General features: G+C 71.7%; 15 protein-coding genes. 6 read left to right on the forward strand and 9 right to left on the reverse strand.

Annotated features, from left to right (window positions below; all coding sequences use genetic code 11):
- Positions 1-91: 91 nt before the first annotated feature.
- The 3 genes from HNR02_RS30145 to HNR02_RS30155 are packed head-to-tail and all read right to left on the reverse strand — an operon-like array spanning position 92 to position 3,704.
- The gene (locus HNR02_RS30145) at positions 92-796 is read right to left on the reverse strand and encodes an MgtC/SapB family protein (protein ID WP_179777032.1); all 705 of its coding nucleotides are present in this window, start codon (positions 794-796) and stop codon (positions 92-94) included.
- A gap of 9 nt (positions 797-805) precedes the next feature.
- Positions 806-2,296, reverse strand: coding sequence for an FGGY-family carbohydrate kinase (locus HNR02_RS30150; RefSeq protein WP_179777033.1), 1,491 nt, complete (start codon positions 2,294-2,296; stop codon positions 806-808).
- The gene (locus HNR02_RS30155) at positions 2,289-3,704 is read right to left on the reverse strand and encodes an L-fucose/L-arabinose isomerase family protein (RefSeq protein ID WP_179777034.1); all 1,416 of its coding nucleotides are present in this window, start codon (positions 3,702-3,704) and stop codon (positions 2,289-2,291) included. Before HNR02_RS30155 ends, HNR02_RS30150 begins: the two co-directional genes overlap by 8 nt.
- 290 nt (positions 3,705-3,994) lie before the next feature.
- Between HNR02_RS30155 and HNR02_RS30160 the strand changes: the two genes are divergently transcribed.
- Positions 3,995-4,975 carry a LacI family DNA-binding transcriptional regulator gene (locus tag HNR02_RS30160; protein ID WP_179777035.1) on the forward strand — a complete coding sequence of 327 codons (981 nt, stop codon included), beginning with the start codon at positions 3,995-3,997 and terminating at the stop codon, positions 4,973-4,975.
- 29 nt (positions 4,976-5,004) lie between these two features.
- On the opposite strand, the gene HNR02_RS30165 is transcribed toward HNR02_RS30160, so the two are convergent.
- From HNR02_RS30165 to HNR02_RS30175, 3 genes are read right to left on the reverse strand one after another with little or no spacing between them, the layout of a single operon-like run.
- Complete coding sequence (locus HNR02_RS30165; protein ID WP_179777036.1) at positions 5,005-5,994, reverse strand: substrate-binding domain-containing protein; 990 nt, start codon at positions 5,992-5,994, stop codon at positions 5,005-5,007.
- 16 nt (positions 5,995-6,010) lie between these two features.
- The gene (locus HNR02_RS30170; RefSeq protein WP_179777037.1) at positions 6,011-7,045 is read right to left on the reverse strand and encodes an ABC transporter permease; all 1,035 of its coding nucleotides are present in this window, start codon (positions 7,043-7,045) and stop codon (positions 6,011-6,013) included.
- Positions 7,042-8,598, reverse strand: coding sequence for a sugar ABC transporter ATP-binding protein (locus HNR02_RS30175; RefSeq protein ID WP_179777038.1), 1,557 nt, complete (start codon positions 8,596-8,598; stop codon positions 7,042-7,044). The genes HNR02_RS30170 and HNR02_RS30175 overlap by 4 nt, the downstream gene beginning before the upstream one ends.
- Positions 8,599-8,748: 150 nt before the next feature.
- Here HNR02_RS30175 and HNR02_RS30180 point away from each other — a divergent pair, with 150 nt between their 5' ends.
- Positions 8,749-9,333, forward strand: a complete 585-nt coding sequence (locus HNR02_RS30180) for a DNA-binding protein (RefSeq protein ID WP_179777039.1) — start codon at positions 8,749-8,751, stop codon at positions 9,331-9,333.
- A 16-nt stretch (positions 9,334-9,349) separates the two neighbouring features.
- Complete coding sequence (locus tag HNR02_RS30185; RefSeq protein ID WP_179777040.1) at positions 9,350-10,006, forward strand: RES family NAD+ phosphorylase; 657 nt, start codon at positions 9,350-9,352, stop codon at positions 10,004-10,006.
- Between the two features lie 22 nt (positions 10,007-10,028).
- Here the strand turns inward: HNR02_RS30185 and HNR02_RS30190 are convergent, their stop codons facing one another.
- Positions 10,029-11,957 (reverse strand): S9 family peptidase, encoded by a 1,929-nt coding sequence (locus HNR02_RS30190; protein ID WP_179777041.1) that lies wholly within the window; start codon positions 11,955-11,957, stop codon positions 10,029-10,031.
- Positions 11,958-11,967: 10 nt separating this feature from the next.
- Positions 11,968-12,957, reverse strand: coding sequence for a TerC family protein (locus HNR02_RS30195; RefSeq protein WP_179777042.1), 990 nt, complete (start codon positions 12,955-12,957; stop codon positions 11,968-11,970).
- Positions 12,958-13,255: 298 nt separating this feature from the next.
- On the opposite strand from HNR02_RS30195, the gene HNR02_RS30200 reads away from it, so the two are divergent.
- The 3 genes from HNR02_RS30200 to HNR02_RS30210 all read left to right on the forward strand — a co-directional run bounded on the left by HNR02_RS30200 (position 13,256) and on the right by HNR02_RS30210 (position 17,844).
- On the forward strand, positions 13,256-16,054 hold the full coding sequence (locus tag HNR02_RS30200; protein ID WP_179777932.1) for an alpha/beta fold hydrolase: 2,799 nt from the start codon (positions 13,256-13,258) through the stop codon (positions 16,052-16,054).
- An 85-nt stretch (positions 16,055-16,139) separates the two neighbouring features.
- On the forward strand, positions 16,140-17,066 hold the full coding sequence (locus HNR02_RS30205) for an ABC transporter permease (protein ID WP_179777043.1): 927 nt from the start codon (positions 16,140-16,142) through the stop codon (positions 17,064-17,066).
- Positions 17,067-17,085: 19 nt separating this feature from the next.
- Positions 17,086-17,844 carry an enoyl-CoA hydratase/isomerase family protein gene (locus HNR02_RS30210; protein ID WP_179777044.1) on the forward strand — a complete coding sequence of 253 codons (759 nt, stop codon included), beginning with the start codon at positions 17,086-17,088 and terminating at the stop codon, positions 17,842-17,844.
- 21 nt (positions 17,845-17,865) lie between these two features.
- Here the strand turns inward: HNR02_RS30210 and HNR02_RS30215 are convergent, their stop codons facing one another.
- A complete protein-coding gene (locus tag HNR02_RS30215) occupies positions 17,866-18,723 on the reverse strand; it encodes a LysR family transcriptional regulator (RefSeq protein ID WP_179777045.1) in 858 nt (285 codons plus the stop codon).
- Between the last annotated feature and the right edge of the window lie 53 nt (positions 18,724-18,776).

Raw genomic sequence — 18,776 nt, forward strand, 5'->3', positions numbered from 1 at the left:
TCGCGAGCCGAGCGTCAATCGTTACCTGACGGGAACACCACCGTCCGCTTTTCACCCGCTCGGGGTAAGAAAGCTTGCTGACCTGCGATGACTACTCGCTGGCGTCGTCGATGTCCCCGGTCTCGACGGCCACGATCCCCGGCTGGTCGGCGAGCGTGGCGAGCAGGCCGGTGACACCGCGCGGGCCGAGCAGGCGCATCCGCAGGTCGATCAGCCGGTCCTCGTCGTGGCGGGCGGTGCGGGCCTGTTCGACCGAGTAGCCGGACCGTGTCGCCAGTTCGAGGATCCGCCGCAGCGCGCCCTCGCCGTCGCGGTAGGTCAGGCGGACGGTGGCGGTGGCCGGGCTGCTGCGGGTCAGCACGCGCACCAGCGGCGGGTAGCCGTAGACGACCAGGAAGTGCGCCGCCGTCACGACCAGCGCGAGCAGCGGCAGCCCGGCCGCGCACGCGCACCCGACGGCGACGCTCATCCACACCACGGCCGCCGTGGTCAGCCCGCGCACCACGTCGCGGCGCACGAAGATCAGCCCACCACCGATGAAGCCGATCCCGGACACGATCTGCGCCGCGACCCGCGACGGGTCCAGCACGATCCGCCCCTGCTCGAGCACGTCGGTGAAGCCGTACTTGCTCACCAGCAGGAACAGGGCCGCCCCCACCCCGACGAGGGTGTGCGTCCGCAGCCCCGCGCTCTTCTGTTTCAGCTCGCGTTCGAGTCCGATCAACGAGCACAGGACGAGCGCCAGCACCAGCTCGCCGACCTGCTGCCAGCCCTGGCCCGTGGGTTCGGAAAACACCCGGACAGGTTAGTGCTCGGCGTCGCGCTGACGCTCGGCCAAAAAGTGCGTTATGTCCTTGGTGGAGGGGTAGAGTTCCCGGTACCGCGCATAAAACCGGTCATAGGTGTCCGTAGCGGCCGGATCCGGGCGAACCGTGCCCGCGACGGCATTCCAGCGTGCGATGTCCGGTTCCACACCGATCGCGACGGCGGCCAGGAATGCGTCGCCGAACGCCGCGCCGATGGTCTCGGCGGGCACCTGCTGCTCAGTGCCGGTCACATCGCTGACGATCTGTGTCCACAACCCACCCTGCGTGCCGCCCCCGACCGCGACGAGCCGCCCCGCCACGCCGCCGGAGTCCCGCATCGCCTCCAGGTTGTGCCGCACGCCGTAGGCGATGCCCTCCAGCGCCGCGCGGTACAGCTCGCCGATGCCGTGCGCGGTGGTCAGGCCGGCCAGCACGCCTCGCGCGTCCGGGTCGAACAGCGGCGTCCGCTCCCCCGCGAAGTACGGCAGCATCAGCAGCCCACGGCTGCCCGCCGGAACCTTCGCCGCCTCGCCGACGAGCGCGGCGAAGTCACCGCCCACCAGGCGGCGCAGCCAGTCGGTGATCGCACCGGAGGTGGCCATCCCGGCGGCGAGCGAGTAGGTGCCGGGGAACGCGCCGCACGTGGTCCACAACCCGGTGTGCGGGCGGGGATCGGCGAGCACCTGGATCAGGAACATCGTCGTCCCGTACATCACCATCGTGTCGCCGGGATCGCTCACGCCGACGCTGGCGGCCTCGGCCCACGCGTCGACCGTGCCCGCGGTGACCGGAAGCCCTCGCGGGAGGCCGGTTTCCGCGGCGGCGGCCGCGCTCACGGTACCGGCCACCTCGGTCGGCCAGACCAGGCGCGGCAGTTCGATGCCGGGCGCGCACAACGCGGCCCAGTCCGCGGCCCAGTCACCCGCGCGCAGGTCGTACATCGGGTCGCACTGGCTGGCCGAGTGGTGGTCCAGGACGTACTCGCCGGTCAGGCGGTGCACGAGGTAGGAACTGCACATCAGGAACAGCCGGGTGCGGCGGAACACCTCCGGCTCGTGCCGCGCCAGCCACCGCCACTTCGGACCGACCGCCTGCGAGGACAGTGCCGTACCCGCGCGTTCCACAATGGACTCCGCGCCCAGTTCCGCGGTCAGCTCCCCGATCTCGCGCGAGGCGCGGGTGTCCACCCCGTACAGGATCGCGGGCCGCAACGGGGTGCCGTCGGCGTCGGCGGGCAGCAGCACGGGACCGATGCCGCTGACCGCGAGCGCGGCAAGCTTCCGGTCACCGGCCGCGGCGACGAGTTCGGTGGTCAGCGCGCGGAAGTCTGCCCACCACACGGTTTCCGCGTCGTGCTCGACCCATCCCGGATGCGGGCACGACGTCTCGTGCGCCCGCGACGCGCGGGCGACGACCTCGCCGTCCCGGGTGACCAGGACACCCTTCGAGCTCGACGTCCCGATATCGATGCCGAGCAGCAGCTCAGTCACGGGACCACTCGTGCAGCCGGATGCCGAGCTGGGCGGCCACGGCACGCAGCTCGGCGCGCCGGTCACCCGGGATCGCGTGGATGTGGTTGGCCCCGAACTCGGACAGGAACGTCTCCGCGGGCACGTCCAGCCGGGCCCAGGCGTGCGGCCACTCCGGTGTGGACTGGCGCATCAGGGTGTCGTTGGTGTCGTCGTCGTAGTTCTCGAACTCGCCGAGCATCAGCTGCAGCCGGTACTCCCCCGCCTGCCGGGTCAGGCGCCCCAGCGTCATCCGCCCCGGCGCGGCGATGTGCTGCACGGACGCGCCGCCCGCGGGGAAGAAGAACACCTCCGGGTAGAGGTGCACTTTGGACAGGTTCTCCGCCGGGTCGTCGCTGCGCGCGGCGTACCAGGTGGCGTGCTGACCGGAGTTGCACAGGTCCCAGATGTCGCGGTCGGAGTGGTAGTGACGCACGTCGGCGAACAGCACCGGATCGCCCGAGACCTTGTGCATGATCTGCATGGTCAGCGCGCCGTCCATGTCCGCCTCGGTGGCGGTGACGTGCACCGGTTTCGGACCGTTCCAGTCGTAGGGGTCGTTGAGGAATGCCTCGGTGACGTCCATCGTGGCGAAGTGCTCGGTCAGTTCCGGCTGGCCCTTGATGCCGGAGAAGTCGAGGTTGCGCTCTTCGATGATGTCGCGGATGGCGAGGTAGGACCGGATCTGCCGCTCCAGCAGCTCGGGCGTGAGCTTCTTGCCGTCGTAGTGGACACCGGCGGCGTGGGCTTCCAGCCACTCGCGGGCCTTCGCGGCCTCCCCGGTGTCGGCCTGTTCGGCGCGCAGGACCACCTCGTACTGGTCGATCTCCTCGACGTCGACGCCGAACTGGCGCATCCACTGGTCGGTGTTGGCGACCGCGGTGTTCATGCCCATCGGGCGTCCGCCGAAGCGGCCGAACGTCGACCCGCGCAGCGAGGCGACGGCGGAGGCGGCACGCGCGTGCGCACCGGCCCGGGCGGCCAGGTCCGCGTCGTCCGGCGCGCCCCACAACCTCGTGTGGGTGCGGCCGATCTGGTCCAGCGCGCCGCCCGCGGCGAGCATCCCGACCAGGCCGGGCTCGGTCGGATCGGTGCTCGCGACCAGGATCAGCGGACTGTGCGTGGCGTCCGCGGCCAGCATCGTGAAGTGCGGGAAGCTCCACACCGCGTAGTAGAAGATGGTGACGTCCACCCCCGCCGCGGCGACCTCGCGCGCCACCGAAGAAGCCAGCGCGTTGGTGGCCACCAGGTCGCGCCCCGCGATCACCTCGTGCCCCGCCGAAGTCAGCGAGCTCACGAGCGCGTCCTGTTTGGACTGGATGAACCGGGCGTTGCGCGCGTGCACGTGGTCACGCCCGTCGGAAATGCTGATCACGCCGATCCGGGCCACACTGCCTCCTAGGTTCTGTTTGGTAAGCGGCGGAGCCGCTTGCTGTGGGCCGTGCGCTGGCACCGCCGCGGGTTTGATTCCGCGGGGTCGCGCGGAGCGCGTCCGTCGAGGGTGGTGGTGGGCAGGCGGGAGGGGCCGCCACCCGCACCGCCACGCAAGCCACTCCCAAACACTCCTCCGGGCGGGTAATCGATTACTCAAGACGCTATTCTGGACCCCGGACGGTGTCAATAGGGTCGGGAAGCCCCGCTGTCCACCGCGTGAGCGGCAGGGGAAGACAGGAGGTCGCGGTGGCGACCATCAGCGATGTGGCACGGCACGCCGGCGTGTCGACGGCCACCGTGTCACGGGCGCTCAACGGCGTGTCCACCGTGGATCCGGCACTGGTCGCGCGGGTGCGCGCGTCCGCCGAGGAACTCGGCTACCAGCCCAACGGACTGGCCCGCAACCTGCGCCGCCAGGAGACCGCCGTCCTCGCGCTGATCATCTCCGATGTGGAGAACCCGTTCTTCACCGCGATCGCCCGCGGGGTCGAGGACGTCGCGCAGACCGCCGGGTTCTCGGTGGTGCTGTGCAACTCCGACGAAAGCGCCGAGAAAGAACGCCGCTACATCGACGTGGCGCTGCAGGAACGGGTCGCCGGGGTGGTCCTCTCGCCCACCGACGAGTGGGCCGGGGTCGAAATGCTGCTGCGGCGCGGTACCCCGGTGGTCGCCGTGGACCGGCCACTGCAGGTCGGCACCGGGGACCAGGTCCTCGTCGACACGCGGGCCGCCGCCCGCGCGGCCACCGCGCACCTGCTCGCGGCGGGCTACCAGCGCGTCGGTTGCGTGACCGGGCCAGAGGGGGTGCGCACGGCCGACGACCGGCTGGCCGGGTACCGCGAGGGCATCGGACGGCGCAGGCGGCGCGAGCGGCGGGCCGAGTACCGGGCCTCCGGCGGCGCGGCGGCCACGCGCGCGCTCCTGGCCGAGCCCGAACCCCCGGACGCGCTGCTGGTGGCCAACAGCGCCATGGCGATCGGCGTCCTCGAAACGCTGCGCGCCGAGGGGCTGCGGCTGGGCCGGGACGTCGGTGTGGTCGCCTTCGACGACGTCGCCTGGGCCACGCTCATCGACCCGCCGCTGACGGTCGTGGCCCAGCCGGCGTACGAGATCGGCGCCGAAGCCGCGCGGCTGCTGCTGGCCCGCATCGCCGACGGCTCACTGCCCCCGACCGCCACGACACTGGAAGCACATCTCATCGAACGGGGCAGCAGCCACCGCGCCTGACCCGGCTCGGGAGCGTGGCCGGGGACGGGTCAGGAGCCGTTGAGTTCGGCGTAGGTGGCGGCCGCGTTCTCCTTCGTCACCAGCTTCGTCGGCAGCGTCTGCGTCTTGGGCACCTGCTGGCAGTCGACCAGGATGCGCTTGGCCGCGTCGATCGCCTCCTTGCCGCCGGTCGGGTAGAGGAACGTCGCCGACAGCCTGCCCGCCTCGACGGCCTTGAGCCCGCCGGACTCGATGGGCAGCCCGTCGATGCCGGTGATGGGCAGGTCGGCCCGCCCGGCGTTGGACGCCGCGATGCGCGCGCCCTCGCCCATCGGGTCGTTGTGCGAGTAGATCGCCTGGATGTCCGGGTTGGCCTTGAGGATCGCGTCGGCCTGCTGCTGCCCCTTGTCGCGCAGCCAGTCGCCGTCCTGCGCGGCCACGATCTCGATGTTCGACCCCTGGATGCCCTGCATGAAACCGTCGTGGCGTTCCCGCGCCGGTGTCGACCCAGCCAGCCCGCGCAGCTCACCGATCTTCCCGCCATTCGGCAGCAGCACCGTCTTGTAGTACTCGCCCGCCTGGCGCCCGATGTCCACGTTGTCCGCGCCGATGAACGAGGTGTAGGCGTCGCCGTCGACCTTGCGGTCCAGCACCAGCACCGGGATCCCCTTGTCGAAGGCGCGTTTCACCGGCGCGGTCAGCGGAGTCGCCTCGTTCGGGCTGATGATGAGCAGATCGATCTGCTGGGTGATGAAGTTGTCGACCTGCTCGACCTGTTTGGAGTTGTCCTGCGCCGCGTCGGCGAAGTTCACCGTGAACTGCGGGACCGAGGCGGCGGCGGCGCGGATGTCGTCGTCCATCCGCTGCCGGTAGGGCTCGGCGACGTTGGCCTGGCTCATCCCGATCGTGTACTGGCCGTCGGCCCCGCACTTCTCGGGCGCGCCCTGCGCGCCCCCGGTGCCGGAGTTCTCGCTGGTGGTGCCGCAGGCCGCGAGCAGCAGGCACGCGCCGACCGCCGCCAGGCCACGGGACTTCCTCATGGTCTTTCCCCTTCCGTCAGGAAACCGATGCCGGACGCAGCCGCTGCAACCCCGCGGCGAGCACGATGACCAGGCCGATCACGAGCAACTGGACGTTGGAGTCCACGTTGTTCAGCCCCAGGATGTTGCGCAGCACGCCGACCAGCAACGCACCGGCCACCGTGCCGACGACCGAGCCGCGGCCGCCCATCAGGCTGGTGCCGCCGATGACGACGGCGGCGATGGCGTCCAGTTCGTACATCGAGCCGTCGTTGGGACCGCCGAAGTTGAGCTGCCCGGCGTGCACGATCCCGGCCAGCGCGGCAAGCAGCCCGCACAGGCCGAACACGATGATCTTGACCCGTTTGACCGGCACCCCGGACAGGCGCGCGGCCTTCTCGTTGCCGCCGATCGCGTAGATGTGCCGGGAGAACGCGCTGACCCGCAGCAGCACCACGGCCAGCGCCGCGACCACCAGGAAGATCAGCGCGGGGATCGGCACCAGCCCGTTGAACGTGCGCTCCCCCAGCAGGGAGAACGACTCGGGCGCCTGCCCCGGCCCGTCCCCGTAGGTGATCGACACGCCCTGCCCGCCCGACCAGATCCGGGCCAGCCCGCGGGCGATCTGCATGCCCGCGAGCGTCACGATGAACGCCTGGATACCGAACGAGGTGATGGCGAACCCCTGCAGCAGCCCGAACCCGAGCCCGATCGCGAGCACCACGAGCACCGCGGGCACGAGGCCGAGTCCGTTCTCGGTCAGCAGCACCGCGGCGCCGACACTGGCCAGGCCGAGCACCGATCCGACGGACAGGTCGATGCCGCCGATCAGGATCACCAGCGTCATCCCGACCGCGAGGATCCCGATCTCCGACATCGAGCGGACGACGTTGAACAGGTTGCCCGAATCCAGGAACACGAGCTCGCCGTTCTTGCTCGGCGAGTACACCACCGCCGCGATGAACACCAGGACCAGCCCGAACAGGCTCTGGAACCGGAACAGCGTCGCCAGCAGGCCGTGCTGTCCCGGCCGGTCCAGGTCCGGCAGCGTGGCCGTCTTGGCTTCGGTCATGTCGTCCCTTCCGCCACCAGGTCCTCGACGGCCCCCTCGCCCATCGAGAACGCCAGCAGCTCGGCTTCGCCCGTGCTCGCCGCGTCCAGTTCCCGCACGCTCCGCCCGTCCCGCAGGACGACGACCCGGTGGCACACGCCGATCAGCTCGGCAGGTTCCGACGAGGCGAGCAGGACCCCCACGCCCCGGCTCGCCGCTTCCCCGAGGAGCCGGTAGATCTCGGCCTTGGCACCCACGTCGACCCCGCGGGTCGGCTCGTCGAGCAGCAGCAGCGCGGGATCGGTCAGCAGGCCGCGCCCCAGCACGACTTTCTGCTGGTTTCCGCCGGACAGCGATCCGACGGGATCGCGCAGCGAGCCGAGCTTGACGCCGAGACGTTCGACGATTTCCGTGGCCGCGCCCCGTTCCCGGCGCCGGGGCACCACACCGGCGCGCGCGATCCGGTCCACGATGGACAGCACGGTGTTGGCGAGCACGGAGTGGTCCAGCGCGAGACCGGCGATGCGCCGGTCCTCCGGCACGAACGCCAGCCCCAGCCGCAGCGCGTGCCGGGGACCGCGCGGCCGGATTTCCTTACCGTGCAACAGGATGCGGCCGGTGGAGCGTCCCCCGACGCCGTAAAGCGTCTCCAGCAGCTCGGTGCGGCCCGCGCCGAGCAGGCCGGCCACCCCGACGATCTCGCCGCGGCCGACGTGCAGGCTGATCCCGGCCGGATCGCGCCGTCCGGGGCGGCGGGAGCGGACCACCAGGTCCTCGACGCGCAGCAGCTCCTCCCCCGCCGCCACGCCGTCCCCGGTGCGGAACAGCGACTCCACCGGCCTGCCGACCATCGCCTCCGACGCCTGCCGCGCGGTCATTTCCCGCGCGTCGAACTCGGCGACGACCTCACCGTTGCGCAGCACGGTCGCCCGGTCGGCGACGCGGCCGATCTCGTCCATGCGGTGCGAGATGTAGACGATGCCGGCACCGGAGCGGCGCAGTTCGGCGATGACCGCGAACAGGCGGTCGATCTCGGGCGCCGACAGTGCCGAGGTCGGTTCGTCCATGACGATGACGCGGGCATCCAGCGACAGCGCCTTCGCGATGGTGACGAGCTGCTGTTCCCCGGTGCGCAGTTGTTCGACCGGACGGCGTGGATCGAGCCCGATCCCGATCCGCTCCAGTAACCGGGTCGTCTCCCTGAGCATCCGCCGCCGGTCGACGGTGCCGGCGCGAGTGCGTGGTTCCCTGCCCAGGAACACGTTTTCGGCGATCGACAGCGCCGGGACGAGGTCCAGTTCCTGGTGGATCATCGCGACCCCGCCGCGTTGCGCGTCGCCCGGACCGGAGAACCGCACCGGTCCGCCGCCGAGGCGAATTTCCCCGCGGTACCCACCGACCTCACCGGAAAGAACTTTCATCAGTGTGGACTTGCCCGCACCGTTCTCCCCGAGCAGCGCGTGCACTTCTCCCGCACGCACAGTGAAATCGACGTCACGCACGGCATGAACGCCACCGTAGGACTTGCCCACACCAGCCAGTTCGACCAGGGGCGAGGTCGCGTCCGCATCCATCTGGCCCCCTCGCCACGCTGCGAGAAATCGATTACCCGGCCGAACCTAGAGTGACCCGGGGCACATGTCAAGAGTGGACCGGCCGTGTCCTCAGCGGACAGTTTTCCCGATCGCGCACGAACCCGCACGGCGACGGCTATGCTGTACCGCATGACGGTCGCGCTGGAGAACGTGCTCGCCAAGGCAGGACTCCGGATCGACGCCGCGGACTTCCTCACGCTGGTCGAGGACGCCGCGCGCAGGCTCACCCCGCCGAATCCGGATCCGTCGTCCTTCTTTTCCGAAGGACAGCGCGCCGCACTGAACGAAACCGGGCTCGACCTGTCCCGGCGGCGGGACGACGAGCCCGACGCCCGCGCCCCGTCGGTCGCCGCGCACGCGGTGCTCGCCGAATCCGCGCTCACCGTCTCCGAGGCGGCACGCAGACTGGGCGTCGACCCCAGCCGGATCCGGCACAAGCTGGGCGAACGGCGCCTGACCGGCTGGAAGGACCAAGGCGGCTGGCGGCTGCCCGCGTGGCAGTTCGGCGACCGCGGCACGCTGCCCGGGCTGGACGTCGTGCTCGCCGCGGTCCCCGGTGACCAGCCGGTGCTCGTCGTGGCCGCGTTCATGAACACCACGCAGGACGATCTGGAGATCAGCGGCCGCGCGGTCACCCCTCGTCAGTGGTTACTCGCGGGCGGTGACCCGGGACCGGTCGCCGCGCTCGCCACCACACTCGGCACCCCGGTCTGAGGCCGTATCGCATCTCATGGCCCGTCTGCCACTCCCGCCGTCGCGGGCTGAACTCCTCGCTGCCCTGCGCCCGGAAACCGATGTCGTCGCCGTGCCGCCCACCCGGCGCCTGGTCCGGATCTTCACCGCCGGCGGCAACCACCCGCAACGCTGGAACACCTTCCGCCACACCGGCCCGCTGCCACACGGCAGGTTCGACCCGCAGCCCCCGCGCCGCGACGGGCGGCCCGCCGACGATCCGGGCAACGGTGTCGTCTACTTCGGGCTCACCGTCCGCACCAGCGTGGCGGAGGTCTTCCAAACGACGTCGCTGGTCGACCGCCGCACCCGCGGCCCGCGACTGGTCGTGGTGCGCCCGACCCGCTCGCTGCGACTGCTCGACCTGACCGGCCTGTGGCCCACGCGGGTGGGCGCCTCGCAGGAAATCTCCAGCGGGCCGAAGAAGATCACCCAGGCCTGGGCGCGGGCGATCCGCACGGCGTTCACGGAACTGGACGGCCTCTGGTACCGCTCGTCGATGGACGGCGGGCACCCCGCGCTGTGCCTGTGGGACCCACCCGCGGGCGACGCGCTCCCGCTGGCGCCGGACGTGCTGCTGCCGCTGGACCACCCTGGGCTGGACGTGCCGCTGGGCCGGGTCTGCGAAGAACTGAACTACGTGCTCCTCAACTGACCCGGGCCAGCGGCTCACGGCGTCACAGGTGGCGCGACCACCACTCCAGGATCGCGTCGAAGCGCTGCACGCGGTGGCGCGGCTTGCCGGAGCGGCTCAGTTCGTGGCCTTCGCCGGGGAAGAGCAGCATCTCGGCCTGCGTGCCGTTCTGCTTGAGCGCCACGAACATCCGCTGCGCCTGCTCGAGCGGGCACCGCCAGTCGTGCTCGGAGTGGACCACCGCGAAGGGCAGGGTGATCGACGAGGCGTAAGTGAGCGGGCTGCGCTCGCGCTGTACCACCGGGTCCGCGCCGACGTAGGCCTCCGCGAAGAACCAGCCGATGTCGGAGCTGCCGGTGAACGAATCCCACGCGTTGACGGCGCGCTCGCTCCACGCCGCGCGGAACCGCGAGCCGTGGTGGGCCGCCAGCCAGCTCGTCATGAACCCGCCGTAGGACCCACCCATCACGCCGACGCGCGAGGAGTCCAGGTCGTCGCGCTCCAGTGCCACGTCCAGCAGCGCCAGCACGTCGTCGACGTCCACCGTGCCCATGCCGTGCACGATCGCCTGCCCGTGGCTCTCGCCGTAGCCCGCCGACCCGCGCGGGTTGCCCATCACCACGGCGTACCCGGCCGAGGCGTACACCTGCGCCTCGTCGAACAGGCCCCAGTCGTAGGACGCGAACGGGCCGCCGTGCACGACCAGCAGCACCGGGTGCGGTCCCTGGCCCTCCGGCTTGACGAGCCAGCCGTGGACCGGGTACCCGTCCGGCGCCGCGGTGGTCAGCTCCTCGACCGGGCGGATGCCGTTGTCCCGGACCGGCTTGGAGAAGTCGGTCAGCACCAGCTCGGTCGCGCCGTCGAGCAGCACGAGGTCGCCGGAGCTGTCCGGCCGCGCGACGACCGCGGCGATCCGCTCCCCGTGCACGGCGAACGAGCGCACCGCGCTCCGCTCACCCAGGAGCCGGGTCAGCCCGTCCAGCGGCGCGCGGTCGGCGCCGCGTGGCACGGCCCGCAGCTCGACCGCGCCACGGTTGAGCACGGCCACCAGGATCTCGTCACGCAACGCCGCGGGCGGCACGTCACCGGCGCAGTACACCGACTCGGCGTCGGTCAGGCGGCGCGGCTCGGCGGGCTCGCCGTTCGCGGGCAGCTCCGCCGACCACAACCCGGGGTTGCGGGCGACGACGTGCGGCCAGGTGTACTCCTGGCCGTAGAACAGCACCGTCCCGTCGGCGCTCACCGCCGGCTTGGCCGCGGTACCCGCGCTGCGCACGGCGAGCACCGGCTCCCCGCCGCCCGCCGGGACCAGGTAGAGGTCGCTCTCCTCGGTGTCGGTCGTGCCCCACTCCCGTGGCGCGACGACGAGCAGGGCCGAGGAGTCGGGCAGCCATGCCGGATCGGACACGTCGGCGCCGTCGTCGGTCAGCGGCTCCGGTTCACCGGGATCAGTGGCATCCACGACGAACAACCGGCGGGGACGGTCACGCAGGAACCCGACGTTGTCCAGCCGGTAGTCGAACCGGGTGATCCGGCGAGGCGCCTCTTCACCCGGTTCGACGGTCTCGCCGTCGTCGCCGGGCGCACCGTAGCGGCCGGGCTCGGGCAGGCGCGCGGTGAAGGCGATCCGGCGGGAGTCGGGCGCCCACACCGGGGCTCCCGCGCCGAGCGGCAGGTCGGTCAGCCGACGCGCGTCACCCCCGTCGGCGGGCATGACGTGCAGCTGCGGTTTGGCCTCACCGCTCGCCCGCAGAAAGGCCACCCAGCGGCCATCCGGTGAGATCGCAGGATCGGTGTCCCGCTCGCCGAACGACCACTGGCGGGCCGCCCCGCCTTCCGGGCCGGCCCGCCAGAGGGAACTGCGGTAGGTGTTGCCACCGAGGTCGGGGGTGGCGACCGCGGTCAGCAGCAGGGTGCCGTGCAGTGCGGGGGTGCCCGGCACCGCGAGGAGTTCGAGATCCGAGGGACGCATGCCCCCGAACCTACCTGATTTCGTTAGCCTCGCTAAGAGCCTCGGACTCCGCTTTCTTCTCGTCACGCCGCGACTTGGCGAGGCTGAGCACCGTGGTGACGGTCAGGACGACGACGATCACGCCGAGCGAGACCCAGTTGTTGATGTCCAGCCAGTCCGGCGCCGCGTGGTACTCGTGCAGCGCGTGCAGGATCAGCTTCGCGCCGATGAACGCGAGGATGACCGCCAGCCCGTAGGACAGGTAGACCAGCTTGTTCACCAGGCCACCGAGCAGGAAGAACAGCTGCCGCAGGCCCATCAGCGCGAACGCGTTGGCGGTGAACACCAGGAAGGCTTCCTGGGTGATGCCGAAGATGGCCGGGATCGAGTCGACCGCGAAGAGCAGGTCCGCGCTGCCGATCGCCACGATCACCACGAACATCGGGGTCAGCCACCGCTTGCCCTCGCGCTTGACGGTCATCTTGTGGCCCTCGAAGTCCTCGGTGACCGGGTAGACCTTGCGGATCCAGCGCACCACGGCGTTCTCGTGGTACTCGTCCTCGTGGTCGTTGCCGCGCAGCATGCTGATGGCCGTCCACACGAGGACCGCGCCGAACAGGAAGAACACCCACACGAACTGGGCGATGAGCGCGGCTCCGACGGCGATGAACACGCTGCGCATGGCCAGCGCGAGCAGGATGCCGATCAGCAGCACGCGGTGCTGGTGGATCGCGGGCACCTTGAACGACGCCATGATGATCATGAAGATGAACAGGTTGTCCACCGACAGCGAGTACTCGGTGATGTACCCGGTGAAGAACTGGACGCCCCAGTCGTGCCCGGCGAGTACCCAGACCCCGATGCCGAAGAGCACGGCGCACGCGACGTAGAAGACGACCCATTTGGCCGCCTCTGTGGTGGTGACTTCATGCGGCTTGCGGTCGACGACCACCAGATCGATCGCGATCAGCACGAGCAGGCCCGCCACAGTGGCAGCCCACAGCCACACAGGAACGTTCATCTACGCAATACCTCCGGTTAGCGCGCAGCAGCAGCTAGCCGGAGGTCTCTTCCGCCGGTGCGGACCGGCCGACGGTGCCGGGTGCCCCGAAGGACCGCCGTGCTGACGACACCGCCGCGAAGGAATACTCCCCTCCACGTCTGGACCATCCTCCCTGATCAATCGGGCGAGCACCACCTCGGGTAACCATTGTCACCGGCGGCCCCAAGATCGGGACCGCGGTGACGCGTTCTCAGGAAAGCTCCCATACGGTTTCGGTGTGCCCCGAATCCCGCTCCCGCACACCCGGCGTGCCCGGATGGTGACACTCGCGGTCGTCGTCCTGCTGGTCGCCGCGGCCGCGCTCGTCTGGACCCGCTCGTCGGGCGAGCCCGCCCCGGTGGCCTCCTCCGACGCCGTCCTGGAGGTTCCCGCCGCGCCCGGCTCGGCCGAGCAGGTCCGGCTGGACACCACGCTGTACCTGCCGCAGCGCTCACCCGCACCGGCCATCCTGCTGCCGCACGGGTTCGGCGGCGACAAGACGAGCGTCGCCGGTGACGCGCAGGAACTGGCCCGGCGCGGATTCGTCGTGCTCACCTACTCGGCACGCGGGTTCGGCGAGAGCACGGGGCAGATCGGGCTGAACGACCCCGACTTCGAGGTGGCCGACGCCGCGCACCTGGTCGACTGGCTCGCCACCCGGCCCGAGGTGCGACTGGACGGCCAGGGCGACCCGCGGGTGGGCGTGCTGGGCGCCTCCTACGGCGGAGCGCTCGCGCTGCAGCTCGCCGGGCGGGACAAGCGGGTCGACGCGATCGCCCCGGTGATCACCTACAACGACCTCGCCCAGGCGCTCACGCCCAACGCGGCCGCGGCCGCCGCACCGGACGCCGGTACCCCGGCCGCGGGCTCGTTTTCACCCGATGGGGTGTTCAAGAAGTCGTGGGCCGGTCTGCTCTTCTCGGCCGGGACCTCGTCGGGCGGCACCGGGGGGCTGGGCGCCGAGGCACCCGAAGCGGGCCAGGAGACCGAGGACGACGGCCAGACCGTGGGCACCTCCGGGAGCGGTGGCGGTTCGGCCGCCTCCGCGCCGCTCCCCCGGCAGGCACCGCAGCCCGGCGCGGCCACCTGTGGCCGGTTCACCGCCGAAATCTGCGCGGCCTACGCCGAGCTCGCCACCACCGGGAAGGTCAGCCCTCGGGTCGCGGCCCTGCTGCAGCGGCTGTCGCCCTCGGCGGTCACCGGGAACATCACGGCGCCGACCCTGCTGGTGCAGGGCGAGGCCGACACGCTGTTCGGGCTCGACCAGTCCGACGCCACCGCGCGGCAGATCACCGCGGCGGGCGGCACGGTGCAACAGGTCTGGTACACCGGCGGCCACGACGGCGGGCGTCCCGGCCCGCAGCTGCGCGCGAAAATCGGCGACTGGCTGTGGTTCCAGCTGACCGGCGAAGGCGGCAACCCGGTGAGCGGGTTCTCCTATGACGTGCAGGGATCGCTGCGCGCGTCCGGGTCGCCGTCGGTGCGGACCGTCGACGCCGGCGAGTACCCGGCGCAGGCCCAGCGGCAGACGCTGCAGCTCAACGGCGCGGAGCAGACGATCGTCAACCCGCCCGGCGGCACACCCGCCGCCGTCAGCGGGATCCCCGGCCTGAACGCGCTGGTCAGCGGGTCTTCGCGGCTGTCGGGGCTGCTCAGTGTCGATCCGGCGGGCCAGTCCGCGCGGTTCACCACCGCGCCCGTCGACTCGCAGCTGCTGGTCACCGGCTCGTCCACCGTCCGGCTGCGGGTGTCCGGCACCGGCGAGGCGGTGCTGTTCGTCAAGCTCTACGACCTCAACCCGGACGGCACCCGCACGCTGCCCGCCAGCGCGATCGCGCCGATCCGCGTCGCGATCCCCGCCTCCGGCACCGCCGAGGTGACCGTGACGCTGCCCGGGATCGTCCGGCCGGTCGAGGCCGGGCATGCCCTGCAGCTGGTCGTCACCACGACGGACCAGGCGTACGCGACCCCGGCGGCACCGGCCGCGTACCGGGTGGCGCTGGCGGACGCGACGCTGGCCGTGCCGGTCGTGCCGGGCACCACGGTCGGCGGCGGATGGCCGGTCGGCACGATCGTCGGCATCGCGGTCACCCTCGCCGTGGCGCTGCTGGTCGCCCTGCTCGCCGCGGTGCGCAGGCGCCGCTCGCACCGGGTCGACCCGGAACTGGCCGGGGTGCCGATGGTGATCGACGGGCTGACCAAGTCCTACCCGGGCGGGCTCACCGCCGTGAACGACCTGTCCTTCCGCGTCGAACCCGGCCAGGTGCTGGGCCTGCTGGGGCCGAACGGCGCGGGCAAGACCACGACGCTGCGCATGCTGATGGGCCTGATCACCCCGACCGCCGGGGAGATCAGGGTGTTCGGCCACCGGGTCACGCCGGGCGCGCCGGTGCTGTCGCGCATCGGGTCGTTCGTGGAGGGGTCCGGGTTCCTGCCGCACCTGTCCGGCACGGCGAACCTGCGCCTGTACTGGGACGCGACGGGGCGGCCGATCGAGCAGGCGCACCTGGAGCAGGCGCTGGAGATCGCCGGGCTCGGCAACGCGGTGCACCGCAAGGTCCGCACCTACAGCCAGGGCATGCGGCAGCGGCTGGCGATCGCGCAGGCCATGCTCGGGCTGCCGGAGCTGCTCGTGCTCGACGAACCGACCAACGGGCTCGACCCGCCGCAGATCCACCAGATGCGCGAGGTGCTGCAACGGTATGCCGCGACCGGCCGGACCGTGGTGGTCTCCAGTCACCTGCTGGCCGAGGTCGAGCAGACCTGCACGCACGTCGTGGTGATGCACCGCGGCCGGCTGGTGGCCGCGGGCGAGGTCGGCGACATCGTGGCCGCCGGCGGCGAGGCCACCTTCCGGGTCGACCGGCCCGAGGCGGCGGCCGACGCCCTGCGCGGGGTGGACGGGGTGTCCGGGGTGGACGTCGAGGGTTCACTGGTGCACGCCGACCTCGACGGCATGCCGCGCGCCGACGCCGTCGCGACGCTGGTGCGGGCCGGGGTCGCGGTCGAGCAGGCCGGGCCGCGGCGGCGGCTGGAGGATGCCTTCCTCCAGTTGGTGGGAGAGGAAACGTCATGAGCGAGCTTGCGAGCGAATCATCGGACACCAGGCTCGCCGACGCGATGACGCTGCCGCGGCTTGCCGCGTCCGGAAAGGAGGCGGCATGAGCGAGAACGGGGTCCACACCGATCCCGCGGCACTGGACGAGCTGACCGACGCCGCCGAGCACGCCCACTCCGGGTTCGGCTCGGACGGCGCGGTCGAGGGCTACCGGGCGCGGCGCACGTTGCGGCTGGGTGTGGAGCTGCGGCGCCAGGTGCGGCGCCGTCGCACCCAGCTGGTGCTCGGGTTCGTCGTGCTGCTGCCGTTCATCCTGGTGCTGGCGTTCGAGATCGGCGAGACCAGCCCGAACCGGCGCTCGGGTGGGTTCGTCGACCTGGCGACGGCGAGTGCGCCGAACTTCGTGGTGCTGGCGTTGTTCGTGTCCGGGACGTTCCTGCTGCCCACGATCGTCGCCCTGTTCTTCGGGGACACGATCGCGAGCGAGGCGTCGTGGTCGAGCCTGAAATATCTGCTGGCGATACCCGTGCCACGGCACCGGCTGCTGCGGCAGAAGGCCGTCGCGTCCGGGTTGCTGTCGGTGTTCGCGCTGGTGCTGCTGCCGCTGGTGTCGCTGGTGGCCGGGCTGATCTTCTACGGCGCCGGGGACGCGGTGAGCCCGACCGGGGACGCCATCCCGTTCGGGCGGAGCCTCGTCGCGATCGGGCTGTCCGCGGTGTACGTGGTGATCCAGCTGGCGTGGGTGGCGGGACTGGCGCTGCTGCTGTCCGTGCTGACCGATGCCCCGCTGGGCGCGGTCGGTGGCGCGGTGCTGGCGGCGATCCTGTCGCAGATCCTGGACCAGATCACCGCGCTGGGCACGCTGCGCAACTACCTGCCGACGCACTACTCGTACGGGTGGATGGACCTCATCGCCACCGACATCGACTGGACCAACATGGCGGCCGGTGCGCTGTCGGCGGTGGTTTATGCCACCGCTTTCACGCTGCTCGCCGCCCGCCGGTTCGCGACGAAGGACATCACCAGCTGAGCACGGCTACGGTGTGGCGATGACGACGATCGAGGTCGGCGAGGACGGCGACGTGGCCGTGTTGCGCCTGGCGCACGGCAAGGCCAACGCGATGGACACCGAGCTGTGCCGGGAGCTGGTGGCGCGGCTGGAGGAGGCCGAGCTCGGCGGCGCGAAGGCCGTCGTGCTCACCGGCCGGGACGGGATGTTCTCGGCGGGCGTGGACCTGCCGCGCGTCTCCGACGGCGGCGCGCCTTACGTGCGGGAGTTCCTGCCCGCGCTGTCGGATGCGTTCCTCGCGGTGTTCGGCTTTCCGGGCCCCGTCGTGGCGGCGGTCAGCGGGCATGCGATCGCCGGGGGCGCCGTGCTGGCGGCGGCGTGCGACCGGCGGGTGCTGAACGCGCGGCAGGGCCGGGTCGGGGTCACCGAACTGCTCGTCGGGGTGCCGTTCCCGGTGGTGGCGCTGGAGATCCTGCGCTGCGCCTACGGCACCGAGCGGCTTCCGGGACTGACGTTCCTGGCCGAAACCTACGCCGGCGCGGACGCGCTGGCTCGTGGCCTGGTCGACGAGCTGGCCGAGCCGGACGCGGTGCTGCCGACGGCGATCGAGACCGCGAAACGGCTCGCGGCGGTGCCGCCGGAGGCGTTCCGGCACACGAAGGCGCAGATCCACCGGCCGTTCGACGAGCGGATCGGCGAGCAGCGCGCCGGGGACGACCTGTACGTCGAGCAGATCTGGTCCTCGCCCGAGGCGCTGGCCGCGATCGACCACTACGTGACGACGACGCTGCGGAAGTGACGGCGGCCCGGTGGGCGCCGGTCAGCGGTCGACCGCGAGAGCGCTCTCCACGAAGTTGCCGACCAATGCCGAGCGCGGCGCGGGGTGCCAGGCGATGCCGACTTCCCACGCCGCCTCGGGCTCCGGCAGCCCCGTGAAGGTGATGCCGGGCGGCGCGATTCGCGCGGCGGTGGCCGGGACCAGTGCGGGGCCGACCCCCGCGGCCACGAGCGCGAGCACTGTCTGCAGGTCGTGCGTTTCGGACAGCGTGCCGGGCCGGATGTTGCGGGCGGCGCAGAACTCGTCGATCTGCGCCGTCAGCCCGGGACCCTTGATCCGGGCGAGCCGGACCAGCCGCTGCCGGCCCAGCCAGTCGGTGACCTCGGGCGGGACGGCCGCGGTACTGGCGATCGCGAGGTGGTCGCGGCGCAGCGCGCGCTGGTGCAGGTCGTCTCCCACCGGCAGCCGGACGAACCCTGCGTGCAGCCGGCCGGTGCGGATCCGGTCTGCCTGCACCGCGGAGGGCAGGTCCTCCAGGGCGACCTCGACGCCGGGGTAGGACCGCCGGAACTCCGCGACCGCGCGCGGCGCGAGGGTGATGGTGGACAGGCCGAAACCCACGGCGATCCGGCCCTGCTCCCCGCGCGCCAGCCGGTGAGCGCGGTCGGTGAACGCGTCGAGCGCGGCGACGGTCTCACGCGCCTGGGGCAGGAGCGCCGCGCCGAAATCCGTGAGCGCCGCGCCGTGCCTGCCCCGGGTGAACAAGGAGCCGCCCAGGTCACGCTCCAGCGCCTGGATCTGTTTGGTCAGCGCGGGCTGGGTGAGGGAAAGACAGCGGGCGGCCGGGCCGAAGCCGTGCAGGTCGGCGATCGTGACAAACGTCCGCAGGCGTGCATGCATTCCATCAGGTTATGTCACACCGCCGAAGATTCATTGGACGAATGGCCCGCGCC

The sequence above is a fragment of the Amycolatopsis endophytica genome, assembly GCF_013410405.1.
Taxonomy (GTDB): domain Bacteria; phylum Actinomycetota; class Actinomycetes; order Mycobacteriales; family Pseudonocardiaceae; genus Amycolatopsis_E; species Amycolatopsis_E endophytica.